We start from the raw sequence: 25,092 nt of genomic DNA on the forward strand, positions 1-25,092 counted from the left end.
CAGGACCATGACTGCCGAAGCCACTGCAAAGACCCATGATGTGACCGAAGACGCTGCAAAGCCGTCTTCCATTGCGCCCGACGAACTGGCGCGTCTTAGCGACGACGTGATCGCGGCGCTGAAAACCGTGTACGATCCGGAAATTCCGGCCGATATTTTCGAACTCGGTCTCGTTTACAAGATCGATATCGAGGACGACCGGATGGTCAAGATCGTCATGACGCTGACAGCACCGGGCTGCCCGGTTGCCGGCGAAATGCCGGGCTGGGTGGAAAATGCCGTCGGCGCGGTCGAAGGTGTTTCCGGTGTCGAAGTATCGATGACCTTCGATCCGCCGTGGACGCCGGACCGCATGTCGGAAGAGGCTCAGGTCGCCGTCGGCTGGTATTGAGACTGACGTGATTTTGACAGGCGTCATCCCTTGATGGCGCCTTCAAGCGCTATTAAATTGAAATCCATAAACATCGAGCCTTGAACTCGATTGTCGAAGGAGAATTAAGCCCATGGGCTTTGCGATCATGACCATGACCGGCGCTGCTGCCTCGCGCGTTAAAGCAATCGTCGAGAATTCCGGCCCGGACGCCAAGGGTGTGCGCGTCGGCATCAAGAAGGGCGGCTGCGCGGGCATGGAATATACCATCGACCTCGTGACGGAAGCGGATGCGAAGGACGATCTGGTCGAATTCGATGGAGCCAAGGTGTGGGTTCAGCCCTCCGCCGTGCTCTATCTGCTCGGCACCCAGATGGATTTTGAAGTGACCAAGATGCGCTCCGGCTTCACCTTCAACAACCCGAACCAGACGTCAGCTTGCGGCTGCGGTGAGTCGGTGGAACTGAAGCCTGCCGATCTGGCGGCGCTGGCGAAGCAGCGCGAGGCTGAAGCCAGCGTTTGATTGGCTGCGCCATTTTTCCGATCAGCGGGATGATTGCTGTTTCAGCGTATCGATAAAATCCGCCAGCGGATGAATCGATGGCGTCGTTGTCAAAAGCGGCTCGAGAGCTGCTGCAATCTTCCCGCAATCCTCCTCGGCAAGTGGTCGAAGGCTGGAGCTGACTTTGTTGTAGTCGGGCGTTCCGCGTGACGCGAGGGAGCGATTGATCACAAACAGTTCCGTTTGCCCGTCAATTCGTTCCACGAAGAGCGCAAGCGAACCGCCGTCTGCAGCAGCGGCGCTATCCGATACCGATTTGAACATCGAAACTCTCCGTAAATCATGAACCTTTTCCGTTGAGGCCGTTGCAGCCTCGACGGCTCGTTTCACTCGTGCCGCAGCGCCTCGATCGGGCTCAAACTCGCTGCCCGCCGCGCCGGGAAATAGCCGAAAATCACGCCGATGGCAGCCGAGAAGGCGAAGGCGAGGAAGATGATCGACGGGCTGGTGACGAAGGGCACGTTGAGGAAGCTGACGACGCCATAGGCAAGGCCAAGGCCCGTCAAGATGCCGACCGTGCCGCCCAGGGCAGAGAGCATGACGGCTTCCACCAGAAACTGCGTCAGTACCTGTTTTTCCAGTGCGCCGATGGCGAGGCGAATGCCGATCTCGCGGGTGCGCTCGGTTACCGAAACCAGCATGATGTTCATGATGCCGATGCCGCCGACCAGCAGGCTGACGGCTGCAACCGCACCCAGAAGCCCGGTGAGCAGCGTTGTCGTGCCGGTCATGGCCGAGGCGATCTGCGTCATGTCGTTGACGGTGAAATCATCCTCGCGGCCAATGTTGATGCGCCGCCGTTCCCGCAGCAGGTTCTGCAGGTCGCTTTGCACCTTGGCGGTGGAAACGCCGTCCTGCGCGGAGACCATGATGGAGGAAATGGTGGTGGTGCCGCCGATGCGCCGCTGGTGGATTTTGAGCGGCATGATGATGGTGTCATCCTGATCGTCGCCGAGGCCGGATTGGCCTTTTCGGGCGAGAACGCCGATGACGGGGCAGGAAATGTTGCTGACGCGGATCGTCTGTCCGACCGGGTTTTCAGCGCCAAAGAGTTCCTGCCGCACCGTTTCGCCGATGATGCAGCCTATCTGCCCTCCGCGATCTTCGGCCGGCTGGAAGTCACGGCCCAGCGCAAGCGTCCAGTCCTGTGCTACAAGATAATCATTGGTGGTGCCGATGACGCTTGTCTGGTGGTTCTTGCCGCCGAAAATGACCGTTGCGGCGGAGCTGCGGTTTTGCGGAGCAACGGCGCGCAAGCCGCTGATCTGGTTGCGGATCGCCTCGACATCGCGATCATCGAAACGTTTGGCTTCCGTGCTGGCGCGGCCAGGCCCGAACTGGCCGGGGCGCACGAACAGCATGTTGGTGCCGAGCCGCGACAATTCCGATTTCACCTGTTCAGTCGTGCCGTTGCCGATGGTTACCATGGCGATGACGGCGGCAACACCGATGACGACGCCGAGCACGGTGAGGAAGGAGCGGAGCAGGTTGCGGCTGATGGCACGCAGCGCAAGACGCGACGTTTCAAAGAACATCGGAAGTCTCCTTGTTTTCCGCTGCGCTGTCGGAGGCGAGATGGCCGTCCACGAAACGCAGGAGGCGTCCCGCATGGGCAGCGATATCCTCTTCATGCGTGACCATGACGACCGTAATGCCCTTGTCGCGGTTGAGCGTGGTGATCAGCTCCATGATCTCGGCGCTGGTTTTGGTGTCGAGGTTGCCTGTGGGTTCGTCGGCCAGAAGCAGAGCGGGGCGGGTGACGATGGCCCGCGCAATGGCCACACGCTGCTGCTGACCGCCGGAAAGCTCCTGCGTCGTGTGGTGCTCGCGGCCATTCAAACCCACCTGTGCAAGCGCCTCCATGGCGCGCGCGCGCCGTTCCGAGGCTTTCATGCCCCGGTACACGAGCGGCAGCTCGACATTTTCCACCGCCGAGGTCCGCGACAGGAGGTTGAAGCCCTGAAACACGAAACCCAGCATGTGGCGGCGCAGCAGCGTCAGATGTTCATTGTCGAAACCGCTGGTCGGCACGCCCTGAAACAGATATTCGCCCAATGTCGGCACATCCAGGCAGCCGATGATGTTCATCGAGGTGGATTTGCCGGAGCCGGATGGCCCCATGATGGCGACGAATTCCTTCTCGTGGATCGACAGGCTGACGCCGTCAAGCGCGCGGATCGTCGCTTCGCCCCGGCCATATTGCTTGACGACATCGCGGAATTCTATGAGCGGCGGCTGTTGCATGCGGTTTTCCTCCGTCAGCCGGCGTTGCGGGCTGAGGCGTCGGTAATCACCAGATCGTCGGCCTTCAACTCGCCCGATTTTACCACGGTATGCTGGCCATCGGTGGAGCCGGTTTCGATCGAAACCGAGACGGGCGTGTTGTTACGCAGCACCCACACCGTTCTTTTGCCTGTCGCGGCCGGACCGGCATCGCGGTTCTGCGACCGGCCCATGCGGGGAGGGCGGAACAGGCTCATCAAGCCACCGCCACGGGAGGCGGATTCGCGCGGCGGCGTATATCGGAGCGCGGAATTCGGCACCAGCAGCGTATTCTTGATCTCCTCAACGACGATATTGGCGGTTGCCGTCATGCCGGGGCGCAGCAGCAATTCCTCATTGTCCACCGTCAATATGCCCTTGTAGGTCACTACGTTAGACACGGTCTCGGAGGCGAAACGCACGGTCTCTATTTCAGCCGGGAAGCTACGGTCGGGATAGGCATCGACGTTGAAGGTGGCCTTCTGCCCGGTTTCAACCTTGCCGACATCCGCCTCATCCACCGACACCTGCAATTCCATATGGCGCAGATCGCCAGCAATGGTGAACAGCACGGGAGCGTTGAGCGAGGAGGCGACGGTGGCGCCGGGATCGACACTGCGGGTGAGGATGACACCATCGATGGGCGAGACGATCTTCGCCTTGCCGAGATTGACCTCGGCCAGTCGCAAATCCGCTTCCGCCGAAAGCACGGTCGCCTCGTTGACCTGTAGCGTGGCGCCGGCGGCATCGTGGTTGAACTGCGCGGCATCCAGATCCTGCTGGCTGGAGACCCGGCTCTGGACGAGGGACCGCAGACGCTCCATCGATGTTTTTGCCGAACCGAGATCGGCGCGCGCCTTCAGCACATTGGCCTTGGCGGAGGCGAGCTTGGCGCGGGCGCTCTGCACGTCGGCCTCCAGCTTGTTGGTGTCCAGTTCCGCCAGAATATCGCCTGATTTGACCGGGCTGTTATAGGTAACGTTGACCTTGCGAATGGTGCCGGACAATTCGCTCGATATGTCGACCTGATCGGTCGGCTGGACTGAGCCGGTGGAGGTTACGATGACGGAAAGGTCGCCCTGTCTCGCCGCTTCCGTGGTGTAGGTATAGGCGACGCCTGCGGCACGCGACTGGTAATAATAACCAAGGCCCCCGCCGACCAGCACCACGGCTGCTGCGGCATAGAGATAGCGGCGCGACTTCTTCTTTCTACCTGACCTGCTGGTACCCAGAATGTCCCGCAGATCGGGCTGGCTGTTTTCCGTGTCGCGGCCATTGGTGTTGGCGTCATTCATTTTCGTCACCCGCAAAATTCAAAATACCACAGAGGATTGTTTCCAACCCCTGTTTCCGGTCCGTCTGTCGCTGTTTGTATTCCTCTGATTGTGGGAAGTGACATAGCTTGCCCAAAGGGGGAAGTGAAAACTTGGTAATATTTATGATAGCTCTGGTCTGCTAGAGATAAATCCGAAAAGGCCGATGCCATTGATGTGGCGCCGGTTTCAGCAGCGACATGCAGGACGATGATATAATGAACGACAATGTGGTGAAGTTCCGCAAACCGGCGCCCCCGAAAAAGCCGCGCCAGCCGCTTGGGCCAAAATCGAAAAAAGCCCTGACGATCGCCGCCATCATCGCTTTTTTTGCCGCCGCCTGGGGGTATTTTACGCTGTTCGGGCAGGGGTGACGCTCTGAAAGCCGTATTGGGTATAGACGCCGCATGGACTGTTACCCAGCCAAGCGGGGTCGCCTTGGTCATCAACGATGGAACAGGCTGGACGCTGCGTGCCGCCGCATCTTCCTACGTTGGCTTCCTCGCCTGTGGAACCGATATCCCGGTTCTCGCTGATCGCCCCAGGGGATCAGTTGCCGAAGCATCGGCGCTTCTGGCGGCCGCAGAAGGCCTTGCAGGATGCAAGATCGATCTCGTTACGATTGATATGCCGCTCTCGCATCAACCGATTACTGCCCGCCGTGCTTCGGACAATCTGGTGTCTTCCGCCTATGGTTCCCGGCAATGCGGCACCCATACCCCAAATGCAATCAGGCCCGGCAAGGTCAGTGATGATCTTAAAATGGGGTTTGAACTTGCGGGATATCCGTTATTAACCAGGGAAATCAGCAGTCCCGGTCTGCTCGAAGTCTACCCGCACCCTGCGCTTGTTGAACTGACCAACGCCGCGAAACGGCTTCCGTATAAGCAGGGAAAAGTCGGCAGCTACTGGCGGTCGGATACGTCCGCAGACCGTCGCGCCAAACTCCTCGAGGTCTGGTCTTTCATCATCGCACATCTGGATCGACGGATAGGTGGGGTTGCCGATGCACTCATCATTCCCGCGACGAACGCAAAGGGATGGGAGATGAAGGCTTTTGAGGACAAGATGGATGCCGTCGTGTGCGCCTGGGTCGGGATTTGTGCTTTGGAGAGTGAGGCAGTGCCGTATGGCGACGACATTTCCGCGATCTGGATCCCGAAAGCGGCAGTTTAGATGGAGATGGCGACCCCTGCAGGATTCGAACCTGCGACATTCGACTTAGAAGGTCGACGCTCTATCCAGCTGAGCTAAGGGGCCGTCGTGCCGGACTATTATTGCTCCGGCTAAAAATCGTTCAGTGCGTCTTCTTCAATGCGTCCAGGGCTGGGTGCGGTTGAAGCGGAAATTATCCGTGTAGGATACAACCTTGCGGGTTGCTTCCTTCGGCTGGATGACGCGGTATTCGATGCCCTTGCGCTGTGCATAGGCTTCTGCCTGTTCCTGCGTCTCGAATGTCAGCTTTACCTGCTGCTTCATGTCGGATGTCGAGGTGTATCCCATGATCGGATCGATCTTGCGCGGGACCTCAGCGTCGAATTCCAGAACCCAGACATTGGTTTTCGCCTTGCCGGATTGCATGGCGGTCTTTGCAGGGCGGTAAATCTTCGCAGACATGTCGAAACTGCTCCGGTTGGGCGGTGGGGCATGCGCCCCGGATTACTATTCACGGACCTGAATAGAATAACCAAATCGTGTCAGGAACGCTGAATTTGAAATGGACCGACTCCATGTGAGAGTCAAGACGATTATCCCTTGCGGCCTCTTCACGGTCCCATCGCGTCGCATGAGTTTTCAACAATCGAGGCAATGGGCTCAACAAAGATGAATTTCCCTGTTGCGGACTGCGGGTGAACCGTGTATTCCCCAGCCATCGCCTCGGCGGAGTGTAGCGCAGTCTGGTAGCGCATCTGGTTTGGGACCAGAGGGTCGGGAGTTCGAATCTCTCCACTCCGACCATTTAAAGCGAAACATTCGCTTGTCGGTGTAACCCCTTCAAATAATAGCTTCCGTTCAGTCCGCTGAAGGTCCGGCCAATGTGCTTTCGGCCGTGCCGATCGTCATGACATTGCCGCGCCATGCAACCGCGCTGCCGATCCAGCTGCGTACCCAGACGAATGGCATGATGACATCCCGCGCGACCATTGCCGGAAGGGTATAGAGTGATACCGGCCACCGGTTGAGAGCTGTGAGCGCCAGTTCCGGGCCATACATGATGGCGAGTACGGCAATCGCGGTGACGGCAAGGTTCGCATCCGCGGCAACCGCGGCAGCGAGCGCGAAGAGGAGCGGGGGAAGCGCGCCGGTGAGGATTTCCGGGGCGAAATATTGCGGGAAGGTGACGCGCCGCAGCCGCGCCCAGCGGGTCTGCCGCGACCAGATCTCACCGGCATGGCGCTGTCCGAGCGGCTGCTCGAACGGGGCCGACACCAGATGTACCTTGCGACCGGCATTTCTGACCAGCTTCGTGGAAGCGGCATCTTCGGCGATTTCGGCGGCGAGCGCGCGGATGCCGCCGCGCTCTTCCAGGAACGGCTTGTTCCACAACATCGATTTGCCCTGCGCGAAGCCCGTGCCGATGGCTTCCGCCGCATATTGCCAGCGGCCTTGCGAGCCGTTGAGGAAGGCGCATTCCACATGCGCCCAGAAGCCATCCGGCCGGGAGCCGAGTGGCGGCGAGCAGACCAGTCCGCTATCCGGCCGCCAGGCCGACATCATGGTTTCGATATAGGATTGCGGCATCAAAACATTGGAATCGGCCAGAATGACCCATTCGTGCCGGGCAGCACGCCAGCCCTTGACGCAATTGTTCAGTTTGGGATTGGCGCTGATGCGATCATCGCCGATGAGCAATTGCGCTGAAACTGCGGGGAAGGCCGCGCTTGCCTTGCGCACTTCCTCGATCACGGGATCGAACTCGTCGGCGACGCAGAACAGAAGCTCATAGTCCGGCCAGTTGAGCTGGAAGGCGCGCGACAGCGTCAGCGGTGTGAAAGTTTCGATGCCGCGCAGCGGCACCACCAGCGATACCGGCGGCTTCTGTCGTACAAGTGCGTTGTCCGTATCGCGTCTTTTAAGCCGCCAGCCTGCCAGAACGACGCCGAGAAGATTGAAGGCGAGGAGCAGAATTGCGCAAAGGGCAAAAACAGTTTCCATGCTGGCCAGTTCCACTCCCAAGCTTTCAGCGGTTTACCCGCCAACCGATTCCATGGAATTCGTCATTGCGGATTATAACGTTTGCATGACAGTTACATGTCATGTTCCGCAGGCAGGATCCGACTTCGGTCGTTCATGCGCCCCTGGCGCACGGGTCGATGCCGCGTTTGTTACCGAGAAAGCGTGAACGGTTTTTCCAGGCAACCTGTTCGCTAGGGGAGACGGTTGTTTGCCTGGTTGAATGCCATAACGACGAAGCGGGCCTGCCGCGCTATCAGGAATAGTCACGTCTAAACACCGATTGTAAGACCGAAATCTATCCGAGTATTGACTGCCGGTGCATGGGGAAAACTAAGACGGTGTATCTCACACCAACCTCCCGATCCCTGTGCACCCGGCCATCTGAATAGGACGAAGCTCAGGCTTCAATCAAACGGGCGATCCACGCAGGTGGATTGCCCGTTGTTTTGACCTATGGAGGCATGTTGATGAACGCAGATCGACTTGTCGCCCATCCGGTTGTCATCACCATAAGTTATTGATATTGGTCAATAATATTCACAAAGCCTTCCACATGACGAGCTAGTGGATGTTCAGAATATGCGCGTGGCTGCTTGCGACCAGAAACGATTCCCGCGCTTTTTCGATGTCGCATTTTCCGGCGATAGCATCGAGACAGTTCCTGCGTGCGTCCTCATATTCCGGTCCGTGTTCGTCCGGCCAGCGGTACATCAGCATGTCCAGCGCCACCAGAGGGCTGTAGATTTCCACCGCTGCGGATAGCGGCAGGTGGATCGCCACCGGCTTCATCCACGAGGCGTGGTGACACGGCTCCGTTTTGTTAATCAGCATGTCATTCTCCTCCCTGTTTCATGCGCCTTGACGGCAGATTTCACTCCCATGCGCGAAATGCTCACCTCACGAAATGGTTCCCGATCACCTAAAATGTGATCGGGCAGGGGGTTCCAATTTGCCAAGATGAATGGAAGATGAACGAATTGATGAACCGGAGATGAACAAAACCGTGATTCGGGCGTTGTAATAGCCAAGAAGGAGAACGCACATGTTCAATTTGTCAGGCATTCAGGAAAGCTTCTTTGGAGACCGCATGGCGGGTGTATGCGAGGCCATCACCTCTGCATTGGCTTTCGAAAACGGTCTCGAGAAGTCGCGGATTTCCGCAACCGTCGAAAATGACGTGATCTATCTTGAAGGGACGGCGGATTCGGTAGAGGCAATCGACATTGCCATCAATCTTGCCGCATCCATTTCCAATTGCCGGATTTTGAGCCATATCGAGCCGGTCTACTGAGATCTTGCCGGCCGAGCGAAACGTCGTCCGGCCTTTTCAGACGCAATAACGCGGCAATGTCATTTCCGGTTGCCGATTTGTGCACTGCGCACCAGATCGCCCGGTTTGATGCCGTAGCGTTTGGCAGTGCCGCCATTCAGTTCAAGCACGAATTTGACCGACCCACGGGAGCTGATGATCGCTTCTGAGTGTGGCACGGCGTTCTCGTGGATATGGGTTATGCGCCCGTCCCGGGCGATGAACAGCATGTCGAGCGGAATGAGAGTATTCCTCATCCACATGGCCACATCCCGCTCCTTGCCGAAATCGAACAGCATACCGCTTCCAAGCGGCATGGACTTGCGAAACATGAGGCCCTGTTCGCGCTGGGCGTTGTCCAGCGCCAGTTCCGCAACAAATTCGTGGGTTTCTCCGGAGGCGGTCTCTATCGTCAGCGGTTCGGATTGAAACGTCTGCTGTTGTTGAGCCTGTGCTGCGCTTGAGAGCGTGAAAAAAAGAAGCGCCAGAACGGCGCTCTTCATCAAGTTGCGAAACACAGCGGACATCAGTGCGACATCCCGATCGGGGCCGGGTTGTCGGGGTGGATTTCCGCCGCCATCAAACCCTTGTCGCCATCGCCGAAGCGCACCAGCACCACCTGGCCCGGACGCAGTTCAGTGAGGCCGAAGCGGCGCAGCGTCTCCATATGCACGAAAATATCTTCAGTGCCTTCGCCGCGCGTCAAGAAGCCGAAACCCTTGGTGCGGTTGAACCATTTGACGATTGCACGCTCAAGCCCGCTTGATGGCGTGACCTGCACATGGGTGCGCACCGGCGGCAGCTGCGACGGGTGAACGGCGGTGGACTGATCCATCGACAGGATGCGGAAGGCCTGAAAGCCGCGGTCACGCCGCTGGATGAGGGCAACGATGCGTGTACCCTCGAGAATGGTCTGATACCCATCGCGGCGCAGGCAGGAGACATGCAGCAGCACGTCCTGCATGCCGTTGTCAGGCACGATAAAGCCGAAACCCTTGGCAACGTCGAACCATTTCACCGCGCCGGTGATTTCGGTCAGGTCCACGGCATCGGCCGAAAGGTCCTCGACATCGACTATCGTTTTCGATGACATCCTATCAGCCATATCCTGCCAACCCCTCGATTACGCGCCACACACCGGTCAACTGATTCCTGTGTACCAGATTAACATCTTGGTAACGGTTCCACGCAAGCCCTAGTTTTTGATTTGCGTAGCTGCTTTTATGTCGCCGTCCTTGTCCGGGGCTTGCGATCATGCGTTTATGGCCCGGAAAAGCGTATTGGAGAGGAAGAAAATGCGGTATCTGCACACGATGGTTCGCGTCAAAGACCTTGGCGAATCAATGAAATTCTATTGCGACCTGATGGGTCTCGAGGAAATACGCCGGATCGAAAACGAAAAAGGCCGTTTCACTCTGGTTTTTCTTGCAGCGCGCGACGATATCTCTGCGGCGCGGGAAAAAAAGGCGCCTTCCCTTGAACTCACCTACAATTGGGACACCGAAGATTACACCGGCGGCCGCAATTTCGGGCACCTGGCCTATGAGGTCGACAATATTTACGACTTCTGTGCCCACCTTCAGCAAAATGGCGTTGTGATCAACCGGCCGCCGCGTGACGGTCACATGGCCTTCGTTCGTTCGCCCGACGGTATTTCCTTCGAAATCTTGCAGAAGGGCGAAAGCCTCGCTCCAGCCGAACCGTGGATATCTATGCAGAATACGGGTTCGTGGTAGGGGTTTTCCCGACCAGAAGAGACGATTTCGGTCACTCTTGCCTTGTCCGGATGGGTTGAGGCATAGTCCGCGAATCGAAACGGCATGTCCTGTTTTGAAAAAGCAGACGATTCCGTTCCCGTGCTGCTGTTGTAAATGCAAGATACGGAGGCCACCCATGAAAGCAGTCGATAGCGCGAAAGGACGCGTTGCCTGTCAGCGTCTTGTTGTCGCGGTTTCGTTGCTCGGGCTTTCCGGATGCGTTTCAGCGGTGACGGATGACGACATGGCTGCCAATAGCAAAAAGCCGGCGATTTCCGCCGAGCAGAAGGCGCAGGCGGCATCGGCGGTTCATAATCCGGCCGCCAAACAGCAGCAGGGGCATTATGTGGATCCCGCCGTGGCCTTCGCAACCGGCGGGGCCGTTGCGGCCCAGCCGCAGGCGCCCGGTGGCCCCGGACAGGGTTACGGTGCCGCCGCCGATATTGGCGGCCTGACGACGCAACCGACGGCGATTTCCGCGGGTACATCAAGCATATATTCAAGCAGACCTGCCGTTGCGGCGGGGGCTACAGCCGCAGCGGGCGCACCTTCCCAGGGGATCGCGCCCGCTGTCAGCAGCGTCTATTCGGCACCAGTGCAGGCGACACAGCCGCAACCGGTATCCGCAACGGGACAAGTGCCGACTGCCGTGCCGGTACCGGCAGAACAGCATAGCGAAAACCGTCAGGCGGTTCCCGTACCAGCGCCGCAAAATGCGTCGGAACAGCTCGCAGCTGCGTCAGTGCAGTCTTCTGGAGCCGGGAAACGGGCAGGCGAGGGGCAGGAAAGTGAGGGCACAGTCGTGCCGCTGGCAGCTTTCTTCGCCGGTGCGGCCAAGAAGCGCCTTCCGAAAATGATCGAAAACGGTACGGCGGAGAATACGCAGGTTGCGGCGCTCTCCGGCGGATCGGACAGGACAATGGGTATAGCGCTTTCCGGCCGTTCGATGATGTCTGACGAATTCGACGATGCGCATCTCGAAGACGAGGATGACCAGCCGGCCGGCCTGATGAAGCTTGCCTCGCTCTCCGGCCTCACTCGAGTTTCTCCGAACGGGCTTTTCCTGCAGACCGATCATGTTGAAGTCGGTTGTTTCAAGCCGGAACTGGTGCGCATGATCAAGGATGTCGAGCGCCACTACAACAGCCCGGCCATCGTCACCTCGGGTTATCGCCCGCCAAAGGGCATAAGGCAGGGTTCCAAGCACTACACCTGCGATGCAGCCGACATTCAGATCAAGGGCGTTTCCAAATGGGAGCTTGCGTCCTATCTGCGCTCGATGCCGCAGCGTGGTGGTGTAGGCACCTATTGCCACACCGAATCGGTTCACATGGATACGGGCGAAGCCAGAGACTGGAACTGGCGCTGCCGCCGCACCGCCCCGCGTAAATAATCTCGCGCCGCATTCTCGAACCGTCAAAGCTTGCGCGTTGCTCGCCCGAAATTTCGCCGGCGTGGAAATCACGGCATGCAGACAGGGTGCGCCACATGCTGTAGGAGACGGTTTCCCGACTCTATGCGCATGGTGCTTTCCGAATGCTGCCGATATCCGCTTTTCCCGTTTACATCATCTCCATCGCCAGAGCGCGCGCCCGTCTTGAAAAGATGCTGAACGGAGCATCAGGTCTTGGGCTGGATTTGCGCCCGGTGGAAGGTGTTGACGGTAAGACCATTCCCGCTGCCGAATGGACGGATTTTAACAGGCGCGGCTTTGAGCTTCGCAACGGCCGTCATGCCTTGCCTGGGGAGTATGGCTGTTATGCCAGCCATATCAAGGCACTGGAGATATTCCTTGCCACGGATGTGCCGGTGGCCGTGATCGTTGAGGATGATGTTACCTTCACGCCTGACTTCTCCGATCGGGTCAAGGCAATGGTCGCGATCATGCCTGAGAATTCCATCGTAAAGCTGACCAATCACCGCCACAGAGGTTTCAGAGCCAGGAAGACCAGCGCTCTCGGAGACAAGCTGGGGCGCTGCATATACGGGCCACAGGGATCGTCGGCCTGCTATATCATCTCACGCGGTGGAGCGGAGGAGTTTCTGAAAGCGGCAAGGGTGATGACGCTGCCTTTCGACCGGGCGCTGGAATGCGGCTGGGGTTACGGCACGCATGTCTACGTCACCGAAAAGGATTTTCTGCCTTTCGGCGATCCGGACACGCTGGTCGGAACGCGCGCGGAATATCGCGGCAGCAAATTTGCCCGGTTGAACCGGGTGCCAGCCTATCTCTCCAGTTTTTATGACAATATCGCGCGGTATGTGTACGGCTATCTGTAGAGGGAGGCCGCTTAACGCACGAAATCTTCCCTCTGGACCGCTTTGCGGCCCGTGAGGCTTTCTTTTTGGATGCTGAAGAAAATCGGCTTGGTGGAGTCCGTTCCAGTTTCGTGCGGATGGATCGTTGAGCCTCCCGGCTCCCACCAGTTCGGGTGTTTCTGGATCAGAGACCAGGCGTAGATCCGCTCGCTTTGCCATTGCTCGTTATCTTCAAGCTCCTGATAGAGGCCATGGAGAATTACGCTTGTCCACGTGCTGGTGTTTTTGACCTCATCGACCTGAAGGCAAACATGAGGGTTCAGGCGCATATTCTCTATCTTGGCTCCCATCATCGAGAAGCTGTAGACTCCACCCTCGTGAAACACGAAATGGATCGGCACCACATAGGGCCTGTCATGATCGATACAGGCAAGATGCCCGAAGCTCATCCGGGAAAGGAATGCGATGCATTCCGCCGATGTCATTTCTTCTAGATGGACACTTGACGCCATGATGATCACTCCGTTCTGGGCAGGTGACAACGATCATCTGATCGCGCCGCCTTCATTTTCCCATCTCTCGACAGCCGGGCTTCCGGATTTTTGGGTAGACTGAAATATTTCCCGGTTCTTATGGTGAGGAGCCGACGCAGCCGGGATTGGTTTACGCCTGCCGGAACCACGTCGAATGGCGGCGATCAGAACTCGCCTGCACGCGCCGAGTTTCGTGGAGCCGCATAACGTTGCAGCACCTTTTTCAAGCCTGTCGATCGCCTTGACGAGCAGGGGCGCACGATCTGGATCGACATTTCGTTTTCGATTGATGGAAGACATTTCGTCCTCCTTTGGTTGGGGCCAAGGCAGATGCACCTTCACACAACAGCGCCCGCTTCAAATGCTGCGATTGATTTATTCTGCGCTCTATATGAGGGATGCGCAAGCACATAGCTTGTCTGGAAACCATCCATGAAGTGCTGCAGCTGCTACTGTACCACCGGCACACAAAGCGCGTTCCGTTGCAAATGGAATCGGCGCGCGGGCGCGATTTTCCGTATTTTGTCGTAAATTTTCTAGCCTGTTTGTTTCAGCATGAGTTTTGTCAAAAGGTCGATCTGCTGCTGCTGTTTATCGACGAGGGCTTTCAGCTCGATAGAGCGCATCCGATCGAACTTATCGTGCAGCGCCATGATTTCGATCTCTGCCTTCAGATTGACCTCGTAGTCATGTGCGGCGTCGATCCGATCCTTAGCCGCATGGCGGTTCTGGCTCATCATGATCACCGGCGCCTGAACCGCTGCGAGCATGGATAAGATGAGATTGAGGAAAATGAACGGGTAGGGATCGAAGGCGTTCGAAGCCGCGATGATGTTTGCGCTCAGCCATATCGCAAGCAAAGCCGCAAATATAAGGATAAAGGTCCAGGAGCCACCGAATTTGGCAACTGTATCCGCAAGCCGCTGGCCGGGCGTCAGTCTCTCGTCGAAAACCGCATTCGCGTCCGCCGAGATGGTGCGCCTTGCTGCAAGACGACGAAATATTGCTTTTTCCCTGTCCGGCAGCAGCTCAAGCGGTTTCCCCAGATAACGGCTCGCTCCCTCCGCCAGGTCCTGAGGTATGAGCATGTCACTGTCGTCTTCGATATGGGTTGCCATTGTTCTTTCTCCCTTGGCTCGCGCCAATCCGACAACCGACTCCGGACCGAAGGCCGCCCCTACACGGATCAGGTATTAGCACACGCCATCGTACCATGCTTTGCATTGAGCGGCCTTATCGGCCGGTTCGCGAGGCAGGGGACGGCGTGTCAGGGAGGGCGGCGATTTGCGTTCTTTTGGGAGGCAGTTTCAGGGACGAGATCTGTCGTAACGCAACTTCATGTCACGCGGCGCAAGCGCATATCGTTACCGCCAGCGAACATATCGATGAGCATTATGCGTCTTAACTTACTGATATCTTTGATGAAGGTGGTGAGAGCGCAGGGATTCGAACCCTGGACCTACTGATTAAAAGTCAGTTGCTCTACCGGCTGAGCTACGCTCTCCCGTGTCGGGGCTGGGATGCCCTTCGGAAGTGCGCGGAACATAGGTAGAGCGATCCGTTCGGTCAACCCAAAAAAAGCGCTTTCTACAATCAATCCGGTTTTTTTTGTCGCACCCCCGAAAAGGTGATTGGAGAGAGGGGGCGGCTGGGGATAAAAGCGGCTTCAGACATGTCTGGCAAACGGGTGAAATCGTTTTGCGGCAATGGCATGCGCCAAAATGAGAGCGTGAAACGCGGCGAATCTCGGGAATCGCGACGTGCCTTGCTGATCTTTTTGCGCGTGACGTTATCCCAAAACCGATTCCCGCTTTTGGGAGACATGCGTCAATGCGGAGTTCTTTCTTGTCGATTGCCGATATTTCCCTGTTCAGCGCGCTTCTGGCCGGTGCCCTGTCATTTCTGTCGCCCTGCGTCCTGCCGTTGGTGCCGCCTTACCTCTGCTATATGGCCGGTGTTTCGGTGGAGCAGTTCAGGACGGAGAATACCGCGCCGCGGCCCGAAATCCGCAGGGCCGTGCTGTTTTCGGCTTTCTTCTTCACGCTCGGTTTTGCCACGGTCTTCGTGGCGCTGGGTGCCGGTGCTTCGACGATCGGCACGCTGTTGCGCCAGAACCTCGATATTCTCGCCAAGATTGGCGGTTTCATCATCATTCTAATGGGTCTGAATTTTCTCGGCGTTTTCCGCATTGGCCTGTTCTCGCGCGAGGCGCGGTTTCAGGGGGCGGGCAAACCGGCCACGCTTTCCGGCGCCTATGTCATGGGCCTTGCCTTTGCCTTCGGCTGGACGCCCTGCATCGGTCCTGTCCTCGGCGCGATCCTCGGCGTTGCCGCCTCGCGTGACACGGTTGGCGATGGCGCGATGCTGCTTGCGGTCTATTCGCTTGGCCTTGCGGTGCCGTTCTGGATTGCTGCAGCCTTTTCCGGTTCCTTCATGCGTTTCCTCGTCCGTTTCCGCCGCCATCTCGGTCTTGTGGAAAAGCTGATGGGTGTGTTGCTGGTGCTCACCGGCCTCGCTTTCATGACCGGTTTCATCACCAATGTGGCGATCTGGTTCCAGGAGACCTTTCCGATCCTGATGAAAATCGGCTAAGCCTCCCCGCGTATTTCATACGCGGGGGAAAGACTGTGGCCGATATCGTCGGATTGCTTTTGCCGTTTTTCGGCCTGATCTTCATCGGCTACGGCGCGGCGTGCATAACGAAACAGCCGGTCGAGGCGATGGGCTGGCTGAACACCTTCATCATCTATGCGGCGCTTCCGGCGCTGTTTTTCAAGCTGGTGTCGAAAACGCCGGTGGAAGAACTGACGCGCATGGATTTCGTTGCCGCCAGTCTTGCCTGCACCTACGGCATTTTCTTGGCTGTGTTCCTGATCGGCCGGTTCGTGAGAAAGAACAATCTCGCCGAAACGACGATCCAGAGTTTCGCGGCAAGCTACGGCAATATTGGCTATATGGGTCCGGGGCTTGCGCTTCTGGCGCTCGGTGAAAAAGCGGCAGTGCCCGTCGCGCTGATCGTCTGTCTCGAAAACGCCGCCCATTTCATCGTCGCACCGGCGATGATGGCGGTTGCGGGCGGTGATAAGCGCTCTGCAGCAAGGCTTGCGCTGGATGTGGCGCGCAAGGTCATTACTCACCCGTTCATCCTGTCGGTAATCGCCGGTTTTCTGGCCGCTTCGCTGTCATGGCAGCCGCCGGAGGCGGTGCAGCGGCTGGTGGACTATCTGGCGCAATCGGCAGCACCATGCGCTCTGTTCGCCATGGGTGTCACGCTGGCGCTGCGGCCAATGAAGCGGGTGCCGGTCGAAATCAGCTATATCGTACCGGCAAAGCTTATCCTGCATCCGCTCGCCGCTTATCTTGTGCTCTCGTCGCTCGGGCGGTTCGAACCGGTATGGATCTATTCCGCCGTGCTGCTTGCGGGCTTGCCGACCGCGACAAATGTCTTCGTCATCGGTCAGCAATATCACGTCTGGCAGGAGAGGGCGTCGGCGACGATCCTGATCTCGACGGTGCTTTCGGTCTTCACGCTGACGGGCGTGGTTTATTTCATCCAGCCTTTTTGAAGCTGCCGAACAGCAGCGAGGGCAGTGCCTTCAGCCCGCGCCCCGGCTCGATGCCTTCGCGCATGACCATGCTTCTGAGCGTGCCGATGCCGGATAGCACATGCAGACCAGCCGCACGCGCCATCTGCACCGGCAGTAGATCGGAAAGCAGCGACCGGTTGAGGAGATCGACGCTGAGGGTGCGGGTGTAGACATCCGCCCGCCGCTTGCGGTCGAAGCTGCTGCCGGCATCCGCCGCAATCGGGCGGTCGGAGACGGCGCCGAGCAGTTCGGTGAGGGCGATGATGTCGCGCAGGCTGAGGTTCAGACCCTGTGCGCCGATGGGCGGGAAACCATGTGCAGCCTCGCCGATCAGGGCGACGCGGCCCTTGCCGAAGCGATGCGCGGTCATGGAAGACAGTGGCCATGCCTGCACGCTGTCTTCCACCGTAACGCCGCCGAGCATGGATTGCATGCGCTCTTCCACCTTGAGGCTGAGCGCTTCAAGCGGCAGTGCCGTCAACTCTTCCGCTTGCGCTGGAGTGACAACCCAGACGAGGCTGGAGCGGTCGCCGGGCAGGGGAACCTGCGTGAAAGGTCCCGTGGGCGTATGGAATTCTGTCGAGACATTGCCGTGCGGCCGGCTATGGCTGAAGTTCAAAACGATGGCCGTCTGCGGATAGGACCAGGATTTGACGCCAATTGCGGCTGCATCCCGCACCATCGACTTCCTGCCATCCGCGCCGATCAGAAAATCTGCGGAGAGCGCTTCACCATCGCCAAGTGTTACCGATACACGGTCGTTGCCGATATCAATCGTCTCGGCGGTGGTTTCGAAGCGGGTAATATTGTGTTCCTGTTCGACCGCTTCGCTAAGCACGCCAAGCAGCGCCTCATTGGGAATATTCCAGCCGAATGCATCCAGCCCGATTTCAGAGGAGCGGAACTGCACGGTGGGCGCGCGCAGCAGGCGGTCGGTGCCGTCAATGATCTGCATGGTGGAAAGACGGGCTGCGGCAGGGGCTATGCGCGACCAGAGGCCAAGGCGGTCCATGAAGCGGATCGACTGGTCCATCAGCGCCGTCGTGCGCCGGTCCTTCTTTTCGCTGGGGGGCGCAACAAGCGCCACGTGGCGGCCCGCCCGCGCAAGCGCTATGGCCGCAATCTGGCCCGCAAGTCCCGCACCAGTGATGGCGATATCGAAGTGTCTCATGGTCCTGATCCGTTGTTATTTCCAAGGCATCATAAAGGCTTTGCGCGGGTAAATCCACTTTGACCCCGGAACATCCCGGCGTAAACATTCGTTGGTTGTACCGCTATATTAGTCCTAGGATAAGCCAGATCAGCCGGTTGCAAAGCGTGGTGAATGGCCGCATACCGGAATGAACAGGGCGGATGAAAAGCGGGGCGCAGACGCTGACCATGAAAATTTTCAACTACAAGCGTGTTCCCTACGCGGAAATCCGCGCCTTTTCCGTTCATATTTTGACGGCATCCGGGTCGTTTCTGGCTTTTCTTGGCGTCGTCGCCGCTTCCGAACACCGCTTTGTCGACATGTTCTGGTGGCTGGGGCTTGCGCTGCTGGTGGATGGCATTGACGGACCCATCGCCCGCAAGGTTCGGGTGAAGGAAGTTCTGCCCAACTGGTCCGGCGATACGCTCGACAATATCATCGACTATGTCACCTATGTGCTCCTGCCCGCCTTTGCGCTTTACCAGAGCGGCATGATCGGCGAACCGCTGTCCTTCGTGGCGGCTGGCATGATCGTGGTGTCGAGCGCCATCTATTATGCCGACATGGGCATGAAGACGGACGAATATTTCTTCTCCGGCTTTCCGGTGGTGTGGAACATGGTGGTGTTCACGCTGTTCGTCATGGATGCCAGCGCCACAACAGCCATGACTGTTGTTACCGTTTCGGTGTTCCTGACATTCCTGCCGATCAATTTCCTGCATCCGGTGCGCGTGAAGCGATTGCGGCCGCTAAATCTGGCAATCGTGTTCGTCTGGTGTGCGCTTGGCGGTTATGCGTTGCTGATGCATTTCGAAACGCCGACCTGGGCGGTGATCGGCTTTGTAGCGAGCGGGCTTTATCTCTATTGCATCGGCGGAATATTGCAGTTTTTCCCCGCGCTCGGCGCGAAATAAGAAAAGCGTAAAGCCGTTTATTGCTTGTGCAAATTGCATTTAAGCAACGTCTTTTTCAGTTGTGCGCAGCAGCAAAACAGTTATCAATAAATCATGATCGCGCAGCATTGCATACGTGTTGTAGCCTGATTGGGAACAATGACCACGGTTGCTGAAATGCTTCGAAGAAAGCATGGGTAGCCGGTGTAGAGAGGGAATTCGTGACTGGAACTATGGCGCCGGAGGCCGTGCCTCTCCTGTCCGTTCGCAAGCTGACCAAGCTGTTCGGCAATTTCGCCGCATGCAACGGCATCGACCTCGATATAGCGCCGGGCGAAATCCACGCGCTTCTGGGTGAAAACGGCGCGGGCAAGTCCACGCTCGTCAAGATGCTGTTCGGCGTGCTCTCGCCGAGCGAGGGTGATATCGTCTGGCAGGGTCAGCCGGTTTCCATAGGTTCGCCAAGCGAGGCCCGCAGGCTCGGCATCGGCATGGTCTTCCAGCATTTCTCCCTGTTTGAGGCGTTGACGGTTGCTGAAAACATCGCCCTGTCGCTGGACCCGAAAATTTCATTGAAGGAAATCGCCAAGGAAGCGGAACAGCTTTCGCGTGCCTATGGCCTGCCGCTCGATCCCAATGCGCATGTGGCCGATCTTTCGGTTGGCGAGCGCCAGCGTATCGAGATCGTGCGCGCCCTGTTGCAGAACCCGCGCCTTATCATTCTCGACGAGCCGACCTCGGTTTTGACGCCGCAGGAGGCGGACAAGCTGTTCGAGACGCTGGCGAAGCTGAAGGCCGAAGGCCGTTCGGTGCTTTATATCAGCCACCGGCTGGAAGAGGTGCAGCGTATCTGCGACCGCGCCACCGTTCTGCGCCATGGCAAGGTTACGGGCGCCTGCGATCCGCGCAAGGAAACACCGGCATCTCTGGCGCGCATGATGGTGGGCAGCGATGTCGCAAGCGTTTCGCGACCGACGGGCGACGCCCTCGGTCAACCGCAGATCGAAGTCATGGGGCTTTCCGTTGCGCCACGCACGCCCTTTGCCGTGGCGTTGAAAGCGGTTTCCATGACTGTGCGCGCCGGCGAAGTGCTGGCGATTGCCGGGGTTGCCGGAAACGGGCAGGGCGAGTTGTTCGATGCGCTTTCGGGCGAATATCCCGTCTATAATAATGATGCGATCCATCTCCGCGGCAAGCCGGTCGGTCGCATCGGCATCAATGGCCGGCGGCTGATGGGCGCCGGTTTCGTACCCGAGGAGCGCCACGGCCATGCCGCCGTTCCCGGCATGAGCCTTTCCGACAATCTTCTGCTGGCGCGGGCGCGCTCCGACCGCAAGGCGTTTCTGACGGGCGGTTTCCTGCGCATCGTCAGGGGCTCAGCTATCAAGGCGGCGGCGCGGCGCATATCGGAAACCATGGATGTGCGCAAAAGCGGGGCCGATCCGCTGGCGGGATCGCTGTCGGGCGGCAATCTGCAAAAATTCATCGTCGGGCGCGAACTCGATCGTCAACCGGCCGTACTTGTTGTCAACCAGCCGACATGGGGTGTGGATGCGGGGGCGGCGAGCCGTATCCGGCAGGCGCTGGTCGATCTCGCCAAAGCCGGCTCGGCCGTCATCGTCATCAGCCAGGACCTCGATGAAATCTTCGAGGTCGCCACCAATATCGCGGTCATTTCCGATGGGCAGCTTTCGCAGGCCTATCCGGTGGAAGACATGACGCTTGAAAAGATCGGCCTGCTGATGGGCGGCGTCCACACACAGTCAGGAGCCGCCCAGCATGCGCATTGAGCTTGAAAAACGGGCAGGGATCTCGAAGCTATTTACCCTTCTCTCGCCGCTTCTGGCACTGGTGCTGACGCTGCTTGTCGGCGCCATCATGTTCGCCATACTCGGCAAAAATCCACTCGATGCGCTTTACGCCTTTTTCATCGAGCCACTGCTGGAGGTCTGGTCGCTGCATGAGCTGGCGATCAAGGCCGCACCGCTGATCCTGATCGCGGTTGGCCTGTCTATCTGTTATCGCTCCAACAACTGGAACATCGGCGCGGAAGGACAATTCACCATCGGCGCGATCACCGGTTCCATCCTGCCGGTGCTTTATCCGGACTGGCATTCGCCACTCATCCTGCCGTTGATGCTGGTTATGGGCGCCATCGGCGGCGCACTCTATGCCGGTATTCCGGCGCTGTTGAAGACGAAGTTCAACACCAACGAAATCCTCGTCAGCCTGATGCTGGTCTATGTCGCGCAGCTTTTTCTCGACTGGCTGACGCGCGGCATCTGGCGCGATCCGGGCGGCTATAACTTCCCGCAGACGAAGCCCTTCAACGAGAGCGCAGTGCTGCCGGAAATGCTGGCATCGGGCCGGGCGCATTGGGGTTTCGTGTTTGCCATCGTGGCGGCCATCGCGCTGTGGTTCATGATGCGTTACATGCTGAAAGGCTTCGAGGTCACGGTTCTTGGCCAATCGGCGCGGGCAGGGCGTTTTGCCGGTTTCTCATCGAGCCGCATGGTCTGGTTTTCGATGCTGCTTTCCGGCGCGCTTGCCGGGCTTGCGGGCATTTCGGAAGCCTCCGGCTCCATCGGCCATCTTCAGCCCAGCATTTCTCCGGGTTACGGCTTCACCGCGATCATCGTCGCCTTTCTCGGCCGCCTCAATCCGCTCGGTATCATCCTCTCCGGGCTGGTGCTTGCACTGACCTATCTTGGTGGTGAGGCGGCGCAGCTTTCCATCGGTGTGTCGGACAAGGTGACGCGCGTGTTTCAGGGGCTGATGCTGTTCTTCGTACTCTCCTGCGATACGTTGATCTTCTACCGCATCAGGGTCGTCTTCACCGGCAAGGCGCATAACAGCCAAGGAGCGGCATGATGGATATGCTTCAGGCCATCCTTCTCACGGTCATCACTGCCGCCACACCGCTCGTCCTTGCCGCCTCGGGCGAGCTGGTGGCGGAACGCTCCGGCGTTCTCAATCTCGGCGTCGAGGGCATGATGATCATGGGTGCGGTCTGCGCTTTCGCTGCCGCGCATATGACCGGTTCGCCCTATCTCGGCATTCTGGCCGGTATCGCGTCGGGCGCGGTTTTCTCGCTGCTCTTCGGTTTCCTGACGCTGACGCTCGTTACCAACCAGGTGGCGACGGGACTTGCGCTGACCATTCTCGGTCTTGGCGTTTCCGGCATGCTGGGCGAAAGCTTCGTTGGCCTGCCGGGCGTCAAGCTGCAGCCCATCGTTTTTCCGGTGCTGTCGGAGATACCCTTCATCGGCCCCTTGCTGTTCCGGCAAGACCTGATCTTCTACATGTCCATCGCGCTCGTTGCCGGCATAAGCTGGTTTCTGTTCAAGAGCCGCACGGGTCTCAAGATCCGCGCCATCGGCGACAATCACGGTTCTGCCCATGCGCTTGGCATCAACGTCATCCGCACACGCTATCTGGCTGTCATGTTCGGCGGTGCGTGCGCGGGGCTTGCCGGCGCGCAGCTTTCGCTGGTCTATACGCCGCAATGGGTGGAAAACATGTCGGCCGGGCGCGGCTGGATCGCACTGGCGCTCGTCGTCTTCGCGTCCTGGCGTCCATGGCGTGTGCTGGCAGGCGGTTATCTGTTCGGCGCTGTCACCATAGGACAGTTGCACGCCCAGGCATTCGGCATTGGCGTGCCGTCGCAACTGCTTTCGGCGCTGCCCTATATCGCAACTATTGTCGTGCTGGTCATCATCTCGCATAATCGCCGCACGACCTTGATCAACACGCCGGCATCACTGGGCAAATCCTTCGTGCCGGACCGGTGAGAAAAACTTCCAGTCTCCAAACCAAACAGGGGTAAAAATGAAAAAACTGGTCATCGCACTTGCTGCTTCCATAGCGGCTCTTGGAGGCGTCGTTTCTTCGGCTGAGGCCGCCGACGCAAAGAAGGTCTGCTTCATCTATGTCGGCAGCCGCACCGATGGCGGCTGGACGCAGGCGCATGAAATCGGTCGCGAAGAGCTGCAGAAGCATTTCGGCGACAAGATCGAAACGCCGTTCCTCGAAAGCGTTCCGGAAGGCCCGGATGCCGAACGCGCCATCGAGCGCATGGCACGTTCCGGCTGTGAGCTGGTCTTCACCACCTCCTTCGGCTTCATGGATGCGACCGTTAAGGTTGCCCAGAAGTTCCCCCAGGTGAAGTTCGAGCACGCCACCGGTTTCAAGACCGCCGAAAACGTCGCGACCTACAATTCGCGTTTCTATGAAGGCCGCTACATTCAGGGCCAGATCGCCGCAAAGATGTCGAAGAAGGGTGTTGCCGGCTACATCGCTTCCTTCCCGATCCCGGAAGTGGTGATGGGCATCGACGCTTTCGTTCTGGGCGCGCAGTCCGTCAATCCTGAGTTCAAGGTCAAGGTCGTCTGGGCCAACACCTGGTTTGACCCCGGCAAGGAAGCCGATGCCGCCAAGGCGCTTATCGACCAGGGCGTCGATATCCTGACGCAGCACACCGACACGACGGCTCCGATGCAGGTTGCAGCCGAGCGCGGCATCAAGGCCTTCGGTCAGGCTTCCGATATGATCAAGGCCGGTCCGGAGACACAGCTGACCGCGATCAAGGACACCTGGGGCGCTTATTACATCAAGCGCACGCAGGCCCTGCTTGACGGCACGTGGAAGTCCGAATCCATCTGGGACGGCCTGAAGGACGGCATCCTGACCATGGCGCCTTACACCAACATGCCTGATGACGTGAAGAAGATGGCTGAGGAAACCGAAGCCAAGATCAAGTCGGGCGAGTTGCACCCCTTTACCGGTCCGGTGAAGAAGCAGGACGGTTCGGAATGGCTGAAGGCGGGTGAAAAGGCTGAAGACGGCGTTCTGCTCGGCCTCAACTTCTACGTTGCCGGCGTGGACGACAAGCTGCCGCAATAATGTGACACGCAGGTACTAGCTGCTAACGGGACCGCGCATGCAATTCATGCGCGGTCTTTGTTATTTTGATGTGTTTTATTGTTCGAACGAAGTTTGGCTTTGCTTTTCACGCGCGTTGATGTTTTTCACTGTATTCTGCGTTGAAAATCGGGCTGCTTTCCTGGATTACACAAGTCAGGCGCGATTTTTACATCTTCAACCGAACGGAAGGACATGGAATTTGCAGCGCGGAATGCTCGATGCGGCGATCGGTTTTCGAAAGTTGCGGACAAATCATGCTCAGGTCGTTCACAAGCTCGGTCTCGATATCGTGTCTGGAGTTTTCAAGACGGGTGACATCCTGCCGGGCGATGCCGAGCTGATGGAGCGGCTGAAAGTCTCTCGAACGGTGCTTCGCGAGGCGATGAAGACGCTCACCGCCAAGGGCATGATCTCCCCCAAGGCGCGCATCGGTACCCGTGTGACGGAGCGCGAAAGCTGGAACATGTTCGACAGCGAGGTGCTGCTCTGGCACTTCGAGGCTGGTGTCAGCGAGGAATTCCTGCTGCATCTCTACGATATCCGCCAGGCGTTCGAACCCTATGGCGCGGGTCTTGCTGCGGCCAGGGCAAAAGACGCCGATATCGCAAGGCTTGTCGCTTACGCCAACGAGATGGGCAACACGGCTTATTCCAAGGAAAAGCGCGCGCTTGCGGATATGAATTTCCACGTTCTCATCACCGAAATGTCCGGCAACCCGTTCATGCGCACCGTCGGTTCGCTGATAAAGGCGGCGCTGGCGGGCATTTTCCGGATGAGCAACCCGGAAGCCGATCCCAACGAGATTTCCGACGTGTCTGCCTCTCACCTGCGACTCGTCGAAGCGTTTCGCCTGCGCGATGAGGGGGCAGCCCGGCGCGAGATGGAAAGGCTGATTGAAAACGGCCGTCAGCAGATACTCGAATTCACGGCCCGTAACTCCCGCCCATAGATCATG

Annotated in this window: 29 protein-coding genes and 3 tRNA genes; 17 read left to right on the forward strand and 15 right to left on the reverse strand. The window is 58.4% G+C overall.

Annotation, left to right across the window (positions count from 1 at the left end; genetic code table 11):
* Positions 1-7: 7 nt before the first annotated feature.
* Entirely contained in the window at positions 8-391 is a 384-nt protein-coding gene (locus tag ACQZ63_RS17775) for an SUF system Fe-S cluster assembly protein (protein ID WP_003515972.1), read from the forward strand.
* Positions 392-503: 112 nt separating this feature from the next.
* Positions 504-893 carry a Fe-S cluster assembly scaffold SufA gene (gene sufA / locus ACQZ63_RS17780; protein ID WP_003515971.1) on the forward strand — a complete coding sequence of 130 codons (390 nt, stop codon included), beginning with the start codon at positions 504-506 and terminating at the stop codon, positions 891-893.
* A gap of 21 nt (positions 894-914) precedes the next feature.
* Here the strand turns inward: sufA and ACQZ63_RS17785 are convergent, their stop codons facing one another.
* The 4 genes from ACQZ63_RS17785 to ACQZ63_RS17800 form a co-directional block, all read right to left on the reverse strand.
* A complete protein-coding gene (locus ACQZ63_RS17785) occupies positions 915-1,196 on the reverse strand; it encodes a hypothetical protein (RefSeq protein ID WP_003515970.1) in 282 nt (93 codons plus the stop codon).
* A gap of 62 nt (positions 1,197-1,258) precedes the next feature.
* Positions 1,259-2,467 carry an ABC transporter permease gene (locus ACQZ63_RS17790; RefSeq protein ID WP_003515968.1) on the reverse strand — a complete coding sequence of 403 codons (1,209 nt, stop codon included), beginning with the start codon at positions 2,465-2,467 and terminating at the stop codon, positions 1,259-1,261.
* Positions 2,457-3,176: an ABC transporter ATP-binding protein gene (locus tag ACQZ63_RS17795; RefSeq protein ID WP_113555748.1), complete on the reverse strand. Its 720-nt coding sequence runs from the start codon at positions 3,174-3,176 to the stop codon at positions 2,457-2,459. The genes ACQZ63_RS17790 and ACQZ63_RS17795 overlap by 11 nt, the downstream gene beginning before the upstream one ends.
* A 14-nt stretch (positions 3,177-3,190) precedes the next feature.
* The gene (locus tag ACQZ63_RS17800; RefSeq protein ID WP_113555993.1) at positions 3,191-4,489 is read right to left on the reverse strand and encodes an efflux RND transporter periplasmic adaptor subunit; all 1,299 of its coding nucleotides are present in this window, start codon (positions 4,487-4,489) and stop codon (positions 3,191-3,193) included.
* Between the two features lie 236 nt (positions 4,490-4,725).
* Here ACQZ63_RS17800 and ACQZ63_RS17805 point away from each other — a divergent pair, with 236 nt between their 5' ends.
* Together ACQZ63_RS17805 and ACQZ63_RS17810 are read left to right on the forward strand one after the other, a co-directional pair.
* Positions 4,726-4,881, forward strand: a complete 156-nt coding sequence (locus ACQZ63_RS17805; protein WP_003515963.1) for a hypothetical protein — start codon at positions 4,726-4,728, stop codon at positions 4,879-4,881.
* 64 nt (positions 4,882-4,945) lie between these two features.
* Positions 4,946-5,683: a DUF429 domain-containing protein gene (locus ACQZ63_RS17810; protein WP_112497460.1), complete on the forward strand. Its 738-nt coding sequence runs from the start codon at positions 4,946-4,948 to the stop codon at positions 5,681-5,683.
* 7 nt (positions 5,684-5,690) lie between these two features.
* Here the strand turns inward: ACQZ63_RS17810 and ACQZ63_RS17815 are convergent.
* Positions 5,691-5,767 (reverse strand) — tRNA-Arg (locus ACQZ63_RS17815).
* Positions 5,768-5,818: 51 nt separating this feature from the next.
* Positions 5,819-6,124, reverse strand: a complete 306-nt coding sequence (locus ACQZ63_RS17820) for an ETC complex I subunit (RefSeq protein WP_003495468.1) — start codon at positions 6,122-6,124, stop codon at positions 5,819-5,821.
* Between the two features lie 265 nt (positions 6,125-6,389).
* Between ACQZ63_RS17820 and ACQZ63_RS17825 the strand changes: the two genes are divergently transcribed.
* A tRNA-Pro gene (locus ACQZ63_RS17825) sits at positions 6,390-6,466 on the forward strand.
* Positions 6,467-6,520: 54 nt separating this feature from the next.
* On the opposite strand, the gene ACQZ63_RS17830 is transcribed toward ACQZ63_RS17825, so the two are convergent.
* Together ACQZ63_RS17830 and ACQZ63_RS17835 are read right to left on the reverse strand one after the other, a co-directional pair.
* On the reverse strand, positions 6,521-7,663 hold the full coding sequence (locus ACQZ63_RS17830) for a ceramide glucosyltransferase (protein WP_113555749.1): 1,143 nt from the start codon (positions 7,661-7,663) through the stop codon (positions 6,521-6,523).
* 582 nt (positions 7,664-8,245) lie between these two features.
* Entirely contained in the window at positions 8,246-8,515 is a 270-nt protein-coding gene (locus ACQZ63_RS17835) for a DUF982 domain-containing protein (RefSeq protein WP_003515956.1), read from the reverse strand.
* A gap of 211 nt (positions 8,516-8,726) precedes the next feature.
* Between ACQZ63_RS17835 and ACQZ63_RS17840 the strand changes: the two genes are divergently transcribed.
* Complete coding sequence (locus ACQZ63_RS17840; RefSeq protein WP_003515953.1) at positions 8,727-8,975, forward strand: BON domain-containing protein; 249 nt, start codon at positions 8,727-8,729, stop codon at positions 8,973-8,975.
* A 59-nt stretch (positions 8,976-9,034) separates the two neighbouring features.
* On the opposite strand, the gene ACQZ63_RS17845 is transcribed toward ACQZ63_RS17840, so the two are convergent.
* Positions 9,035-9,520: a DUF192 domain-containing protein gene (locus tag ACQZ63_RS17845; RefSeq protein ID WP_013636346.1), complete on the reverse strand. Its 486-nt coding sequence runs from the start codon at positions 9,518-9,520 to the stop codon at positions 9,035-9,037.
* Complete coding sequence (locus ACQZ63_RS17850) at positions 9,520-10,098, reverse strand: cold-shock protein (RefSeq protein ID WP_013636345.1); 579 nt, start codon at positions 10,096-10,098, stop codon at positions 9,520-9,522. The genes ACQZ63_RS17845 and ACQZ63_RS17850 overlap by 1 nt, the downstream gene beginning before the upstream one ends.
* Positions 10,099-10,288: 190 nt before the next feature.
* Here ACQZ63_RS17850 and ACQZ63_RS17855 point away from each other — a divergent pair, with 190 nt between their 5' ends.
* From ACQZ63_RS17855 to ACQZ63_RS17865, 3 genes are all read left to right on the forward strand, one after another.
* The gene (locus tag ACQZ63_RS17855) at positions 10,289-10,729 is read left to right on the forward strand and encodes a VOC family protein (protein ID WP_003515949.1); all 441 of its coding nucleotides are present in this window, start codon (positions 10,289-10,291) and stop codon (positions 10,727-10,729) included.
* Between the two features lie 157 nt (positions 10,730-10,886).
* A complete protein-coding gene (locus tag ACQZ63_RS17860) occupies positions 10,887-12,143 on the forward strand; it encodes a D-Ala-D-Ala carboxypeptidase family metallohydrolase (RefSeq protein WP_448799337.1) in 1,257 nt (418 codons plus the stop codon).
* 143 nt (positions 12,144-12,286) lie between these two features.
* Positions 12,287-13,030, forward strand: coding sequence for a glycosyltransferase family 25 protein (locus ACQZ63_RS17865; protein ID WP_113555750.1), 744 nt, complete (start codon positions 12,287-12,289; stop codon positions 13,028-13,030).
* 11 nt (positions 13,031-13,041) lie between these two features.
* On the opposite strand, the gene ACQZ63_RS17870 is transcribed toward ACQZ63_RS17865, so the two are convergent.
* The 4 genes from ACQZ63_RS17870 to ACQZ63_RS17885 all read right to left on the reverse strand — a co-directional run bounded on the left by ACQZ63_RS17870 (position 13,042) and on the right by ACQZ63_RS17885 (position 15,046).
* Positions 13,042-13,521, reverse strand: coding sequence for a pyridoxamine 5'-phosphate oxidase family protein (locus ACQZ63_RS17870; protein WP_236762891.1), 480 nt, complete (start codon positions 13,519-13,521; stop codon positions 13,042-13,044).
* Positions 13,522-13,554: 33 nt separating this feature from the next.
* Positions 13,555-13,842 (reverse strand): hypothetical protein, encoded by a 288-nt coding sequence (locus tag ACQZ63_RS17875; protein WP_162692066.1) that lies wholly within the window; start codon positions 13,840-13,842, stop codon positions 13,555-13,557.
* Between the two features lie 236 nt (positions 13,843-14,078).
* The gene (locus ACQZ63_RS17880) at positions 14,079-14,660 is read right to left on the reverse strand and encodes a DUF1003 domain-containing protein (RefSeq protein ID WP_111799525.1); all 582 of its coding nucleotides are present in this window, start codon (positions 14,658-14,660) and stop codon (positions 14,079-14,081) included.
* Positions 14,661-14,970: 310 nt separating this feature from the next.
* Positions 14,971-15,046, reverse strand: a tRNA-Lys gene (locus ACQZ63_RS17885).
* Positions 15,047-15,387: 341 nt separating this feature from the next.
* Here ACQZ63_RS17885 and ACQZ63_RS17890 point away from each other — a divergent pair.
* Together ACQZ63_RS17890 and ACQZ63_RS17895 are read left to right on the forward strand one after the other, a co-directional pair.
* The gene (locus ACQZ63_RS17890) at positions 15,388-16,134 is read left to right on the forward strand and encodes a cytochrome c biogenesis CcdA family protein (RefSeq protein ID WP_025593718.1); all 747 of its coding nucleotides are present in this window, start codon (positions 15,388-15,390) and stop codon (positions 16,132-16,134) included.
* A gap of 35 nt (positions 16,135-16,169) precedes the next feature.
* A complete protein-coding gene (locus ACQZ63_RS17895) occupies positions 16,170-17,108 on the forward strand; it encodes an AEC family transporter (RefSeq protein WP_113555751.1) in 939 nt (312 codons plus the stop codon).
* Here the strand turns inward: ACQZ63_RS17895 and ACQZ63_RS17900 are convergent.
* The gene (locus ACQZ63_RS17900; protein ID WP_065659296.1) at positions 17,092-18,300 is read right to left on the reverse strand and encodes a UbiH/UbiF family hydroxylase; all 1,209 of its coding nucleotides are present in this window, start codon (positions 18,298-18,300) and stop codon (positions 17,092-17,094) included. The genes ACQZ63_RS17895 and ACQZ63_RS17900 overlap by 17 nt on opposite strands.
* 209 nt (positions 18,301-18,509) lie before the next feature.
* Between ACQZ63_RS17900 and pcsA the strand changes: the two genes are divergently transcribed.
* From pcsA to ACQZ63_RS17930, 6 genes are all read left to right on the forward strand, one after another.
* Positions 18,510-19,235, forward strand: coding sequence for a phosphatidylcholine synthase (gene pcsA, locus ACQZ63_RS17905; protein ID WP_025593712.1), 726 nt, complete (start codon positions 18,510-18,512; stop codon positions 19,233-19,235).
* A 212-nt stretch (positions 19,236-19,447) separates the two neighbouring features.
* Positions 19,448-21,004 (forward strand): ABC transporter ATP-binding protein, encoded by a 1,557-nt coding sequence (locus ACQZ63_RS17910; protein WP_003515765.1) that lies wholly within the window; start codon positions 19,448-19,450, stop codon positions 21,002-21,004.
* Positions 20,994-22,085: an ABC transporter permease gene (locus ACQZ63_RS17915; protein WP_013636336.1), complete on the forward strand. Its 1,092-nt coding sequence runs from the start codon at positions 20,994-20,996 to the stop codon at positions 22,083-22,085. The genes ACQZ63_RS17910 and ACQZ63_RS17915 overlap by 11 nt, the downstream gene beginning before the upstream one ends.
* Positions 22,085-23,005: an ABC transporter permease gene (locus ACQZ63_RS17920; RefSeq protein ID WP_019566110.1), complete on the forward strand. Its 921-nt coding sequence runs from the start codon at positions 22,085-22,087 to the stop codon at positions 23,003-23,005. Before ACQZ63_RS17915 ends, ACQZ63_RS17920 begins: the two co-directional genes overlap by 1 nt.
* Before the next feature lie 37 nt (positions 23,006-23,042).
* Positions 23,043-24,116 carry a BMP family ABC transporter substrate-binding protein gene (locus ACQZ63_RS17925; RefSeq protein ID WP_113555752.1) on the forward strand — a complete coding sequence of 358 codons (1,074 nt, stop codon included), beginning with the start codon at positions 23,043-23,045 and terminating at the stop codon, positions 24,114-24,116.
* A 232-nt stretch (positions 24,117-24,348) separates the two neighbouring features.
* A complete protein-coding gene (locus ACQZ63_RS17930; protein WP_003515757.1) occupies positions 24,349-25,086 on the forward strand; it encodes a FadR/GntR family transcriptional regulator in 738 nt (245 codons plus the stop codon).
* Positions 25,087-25,092: the final 6 nt, after the last annotated feature.

This window comes from Agrobacterium sp. CG160-95, from assembly GCF_053521725.1.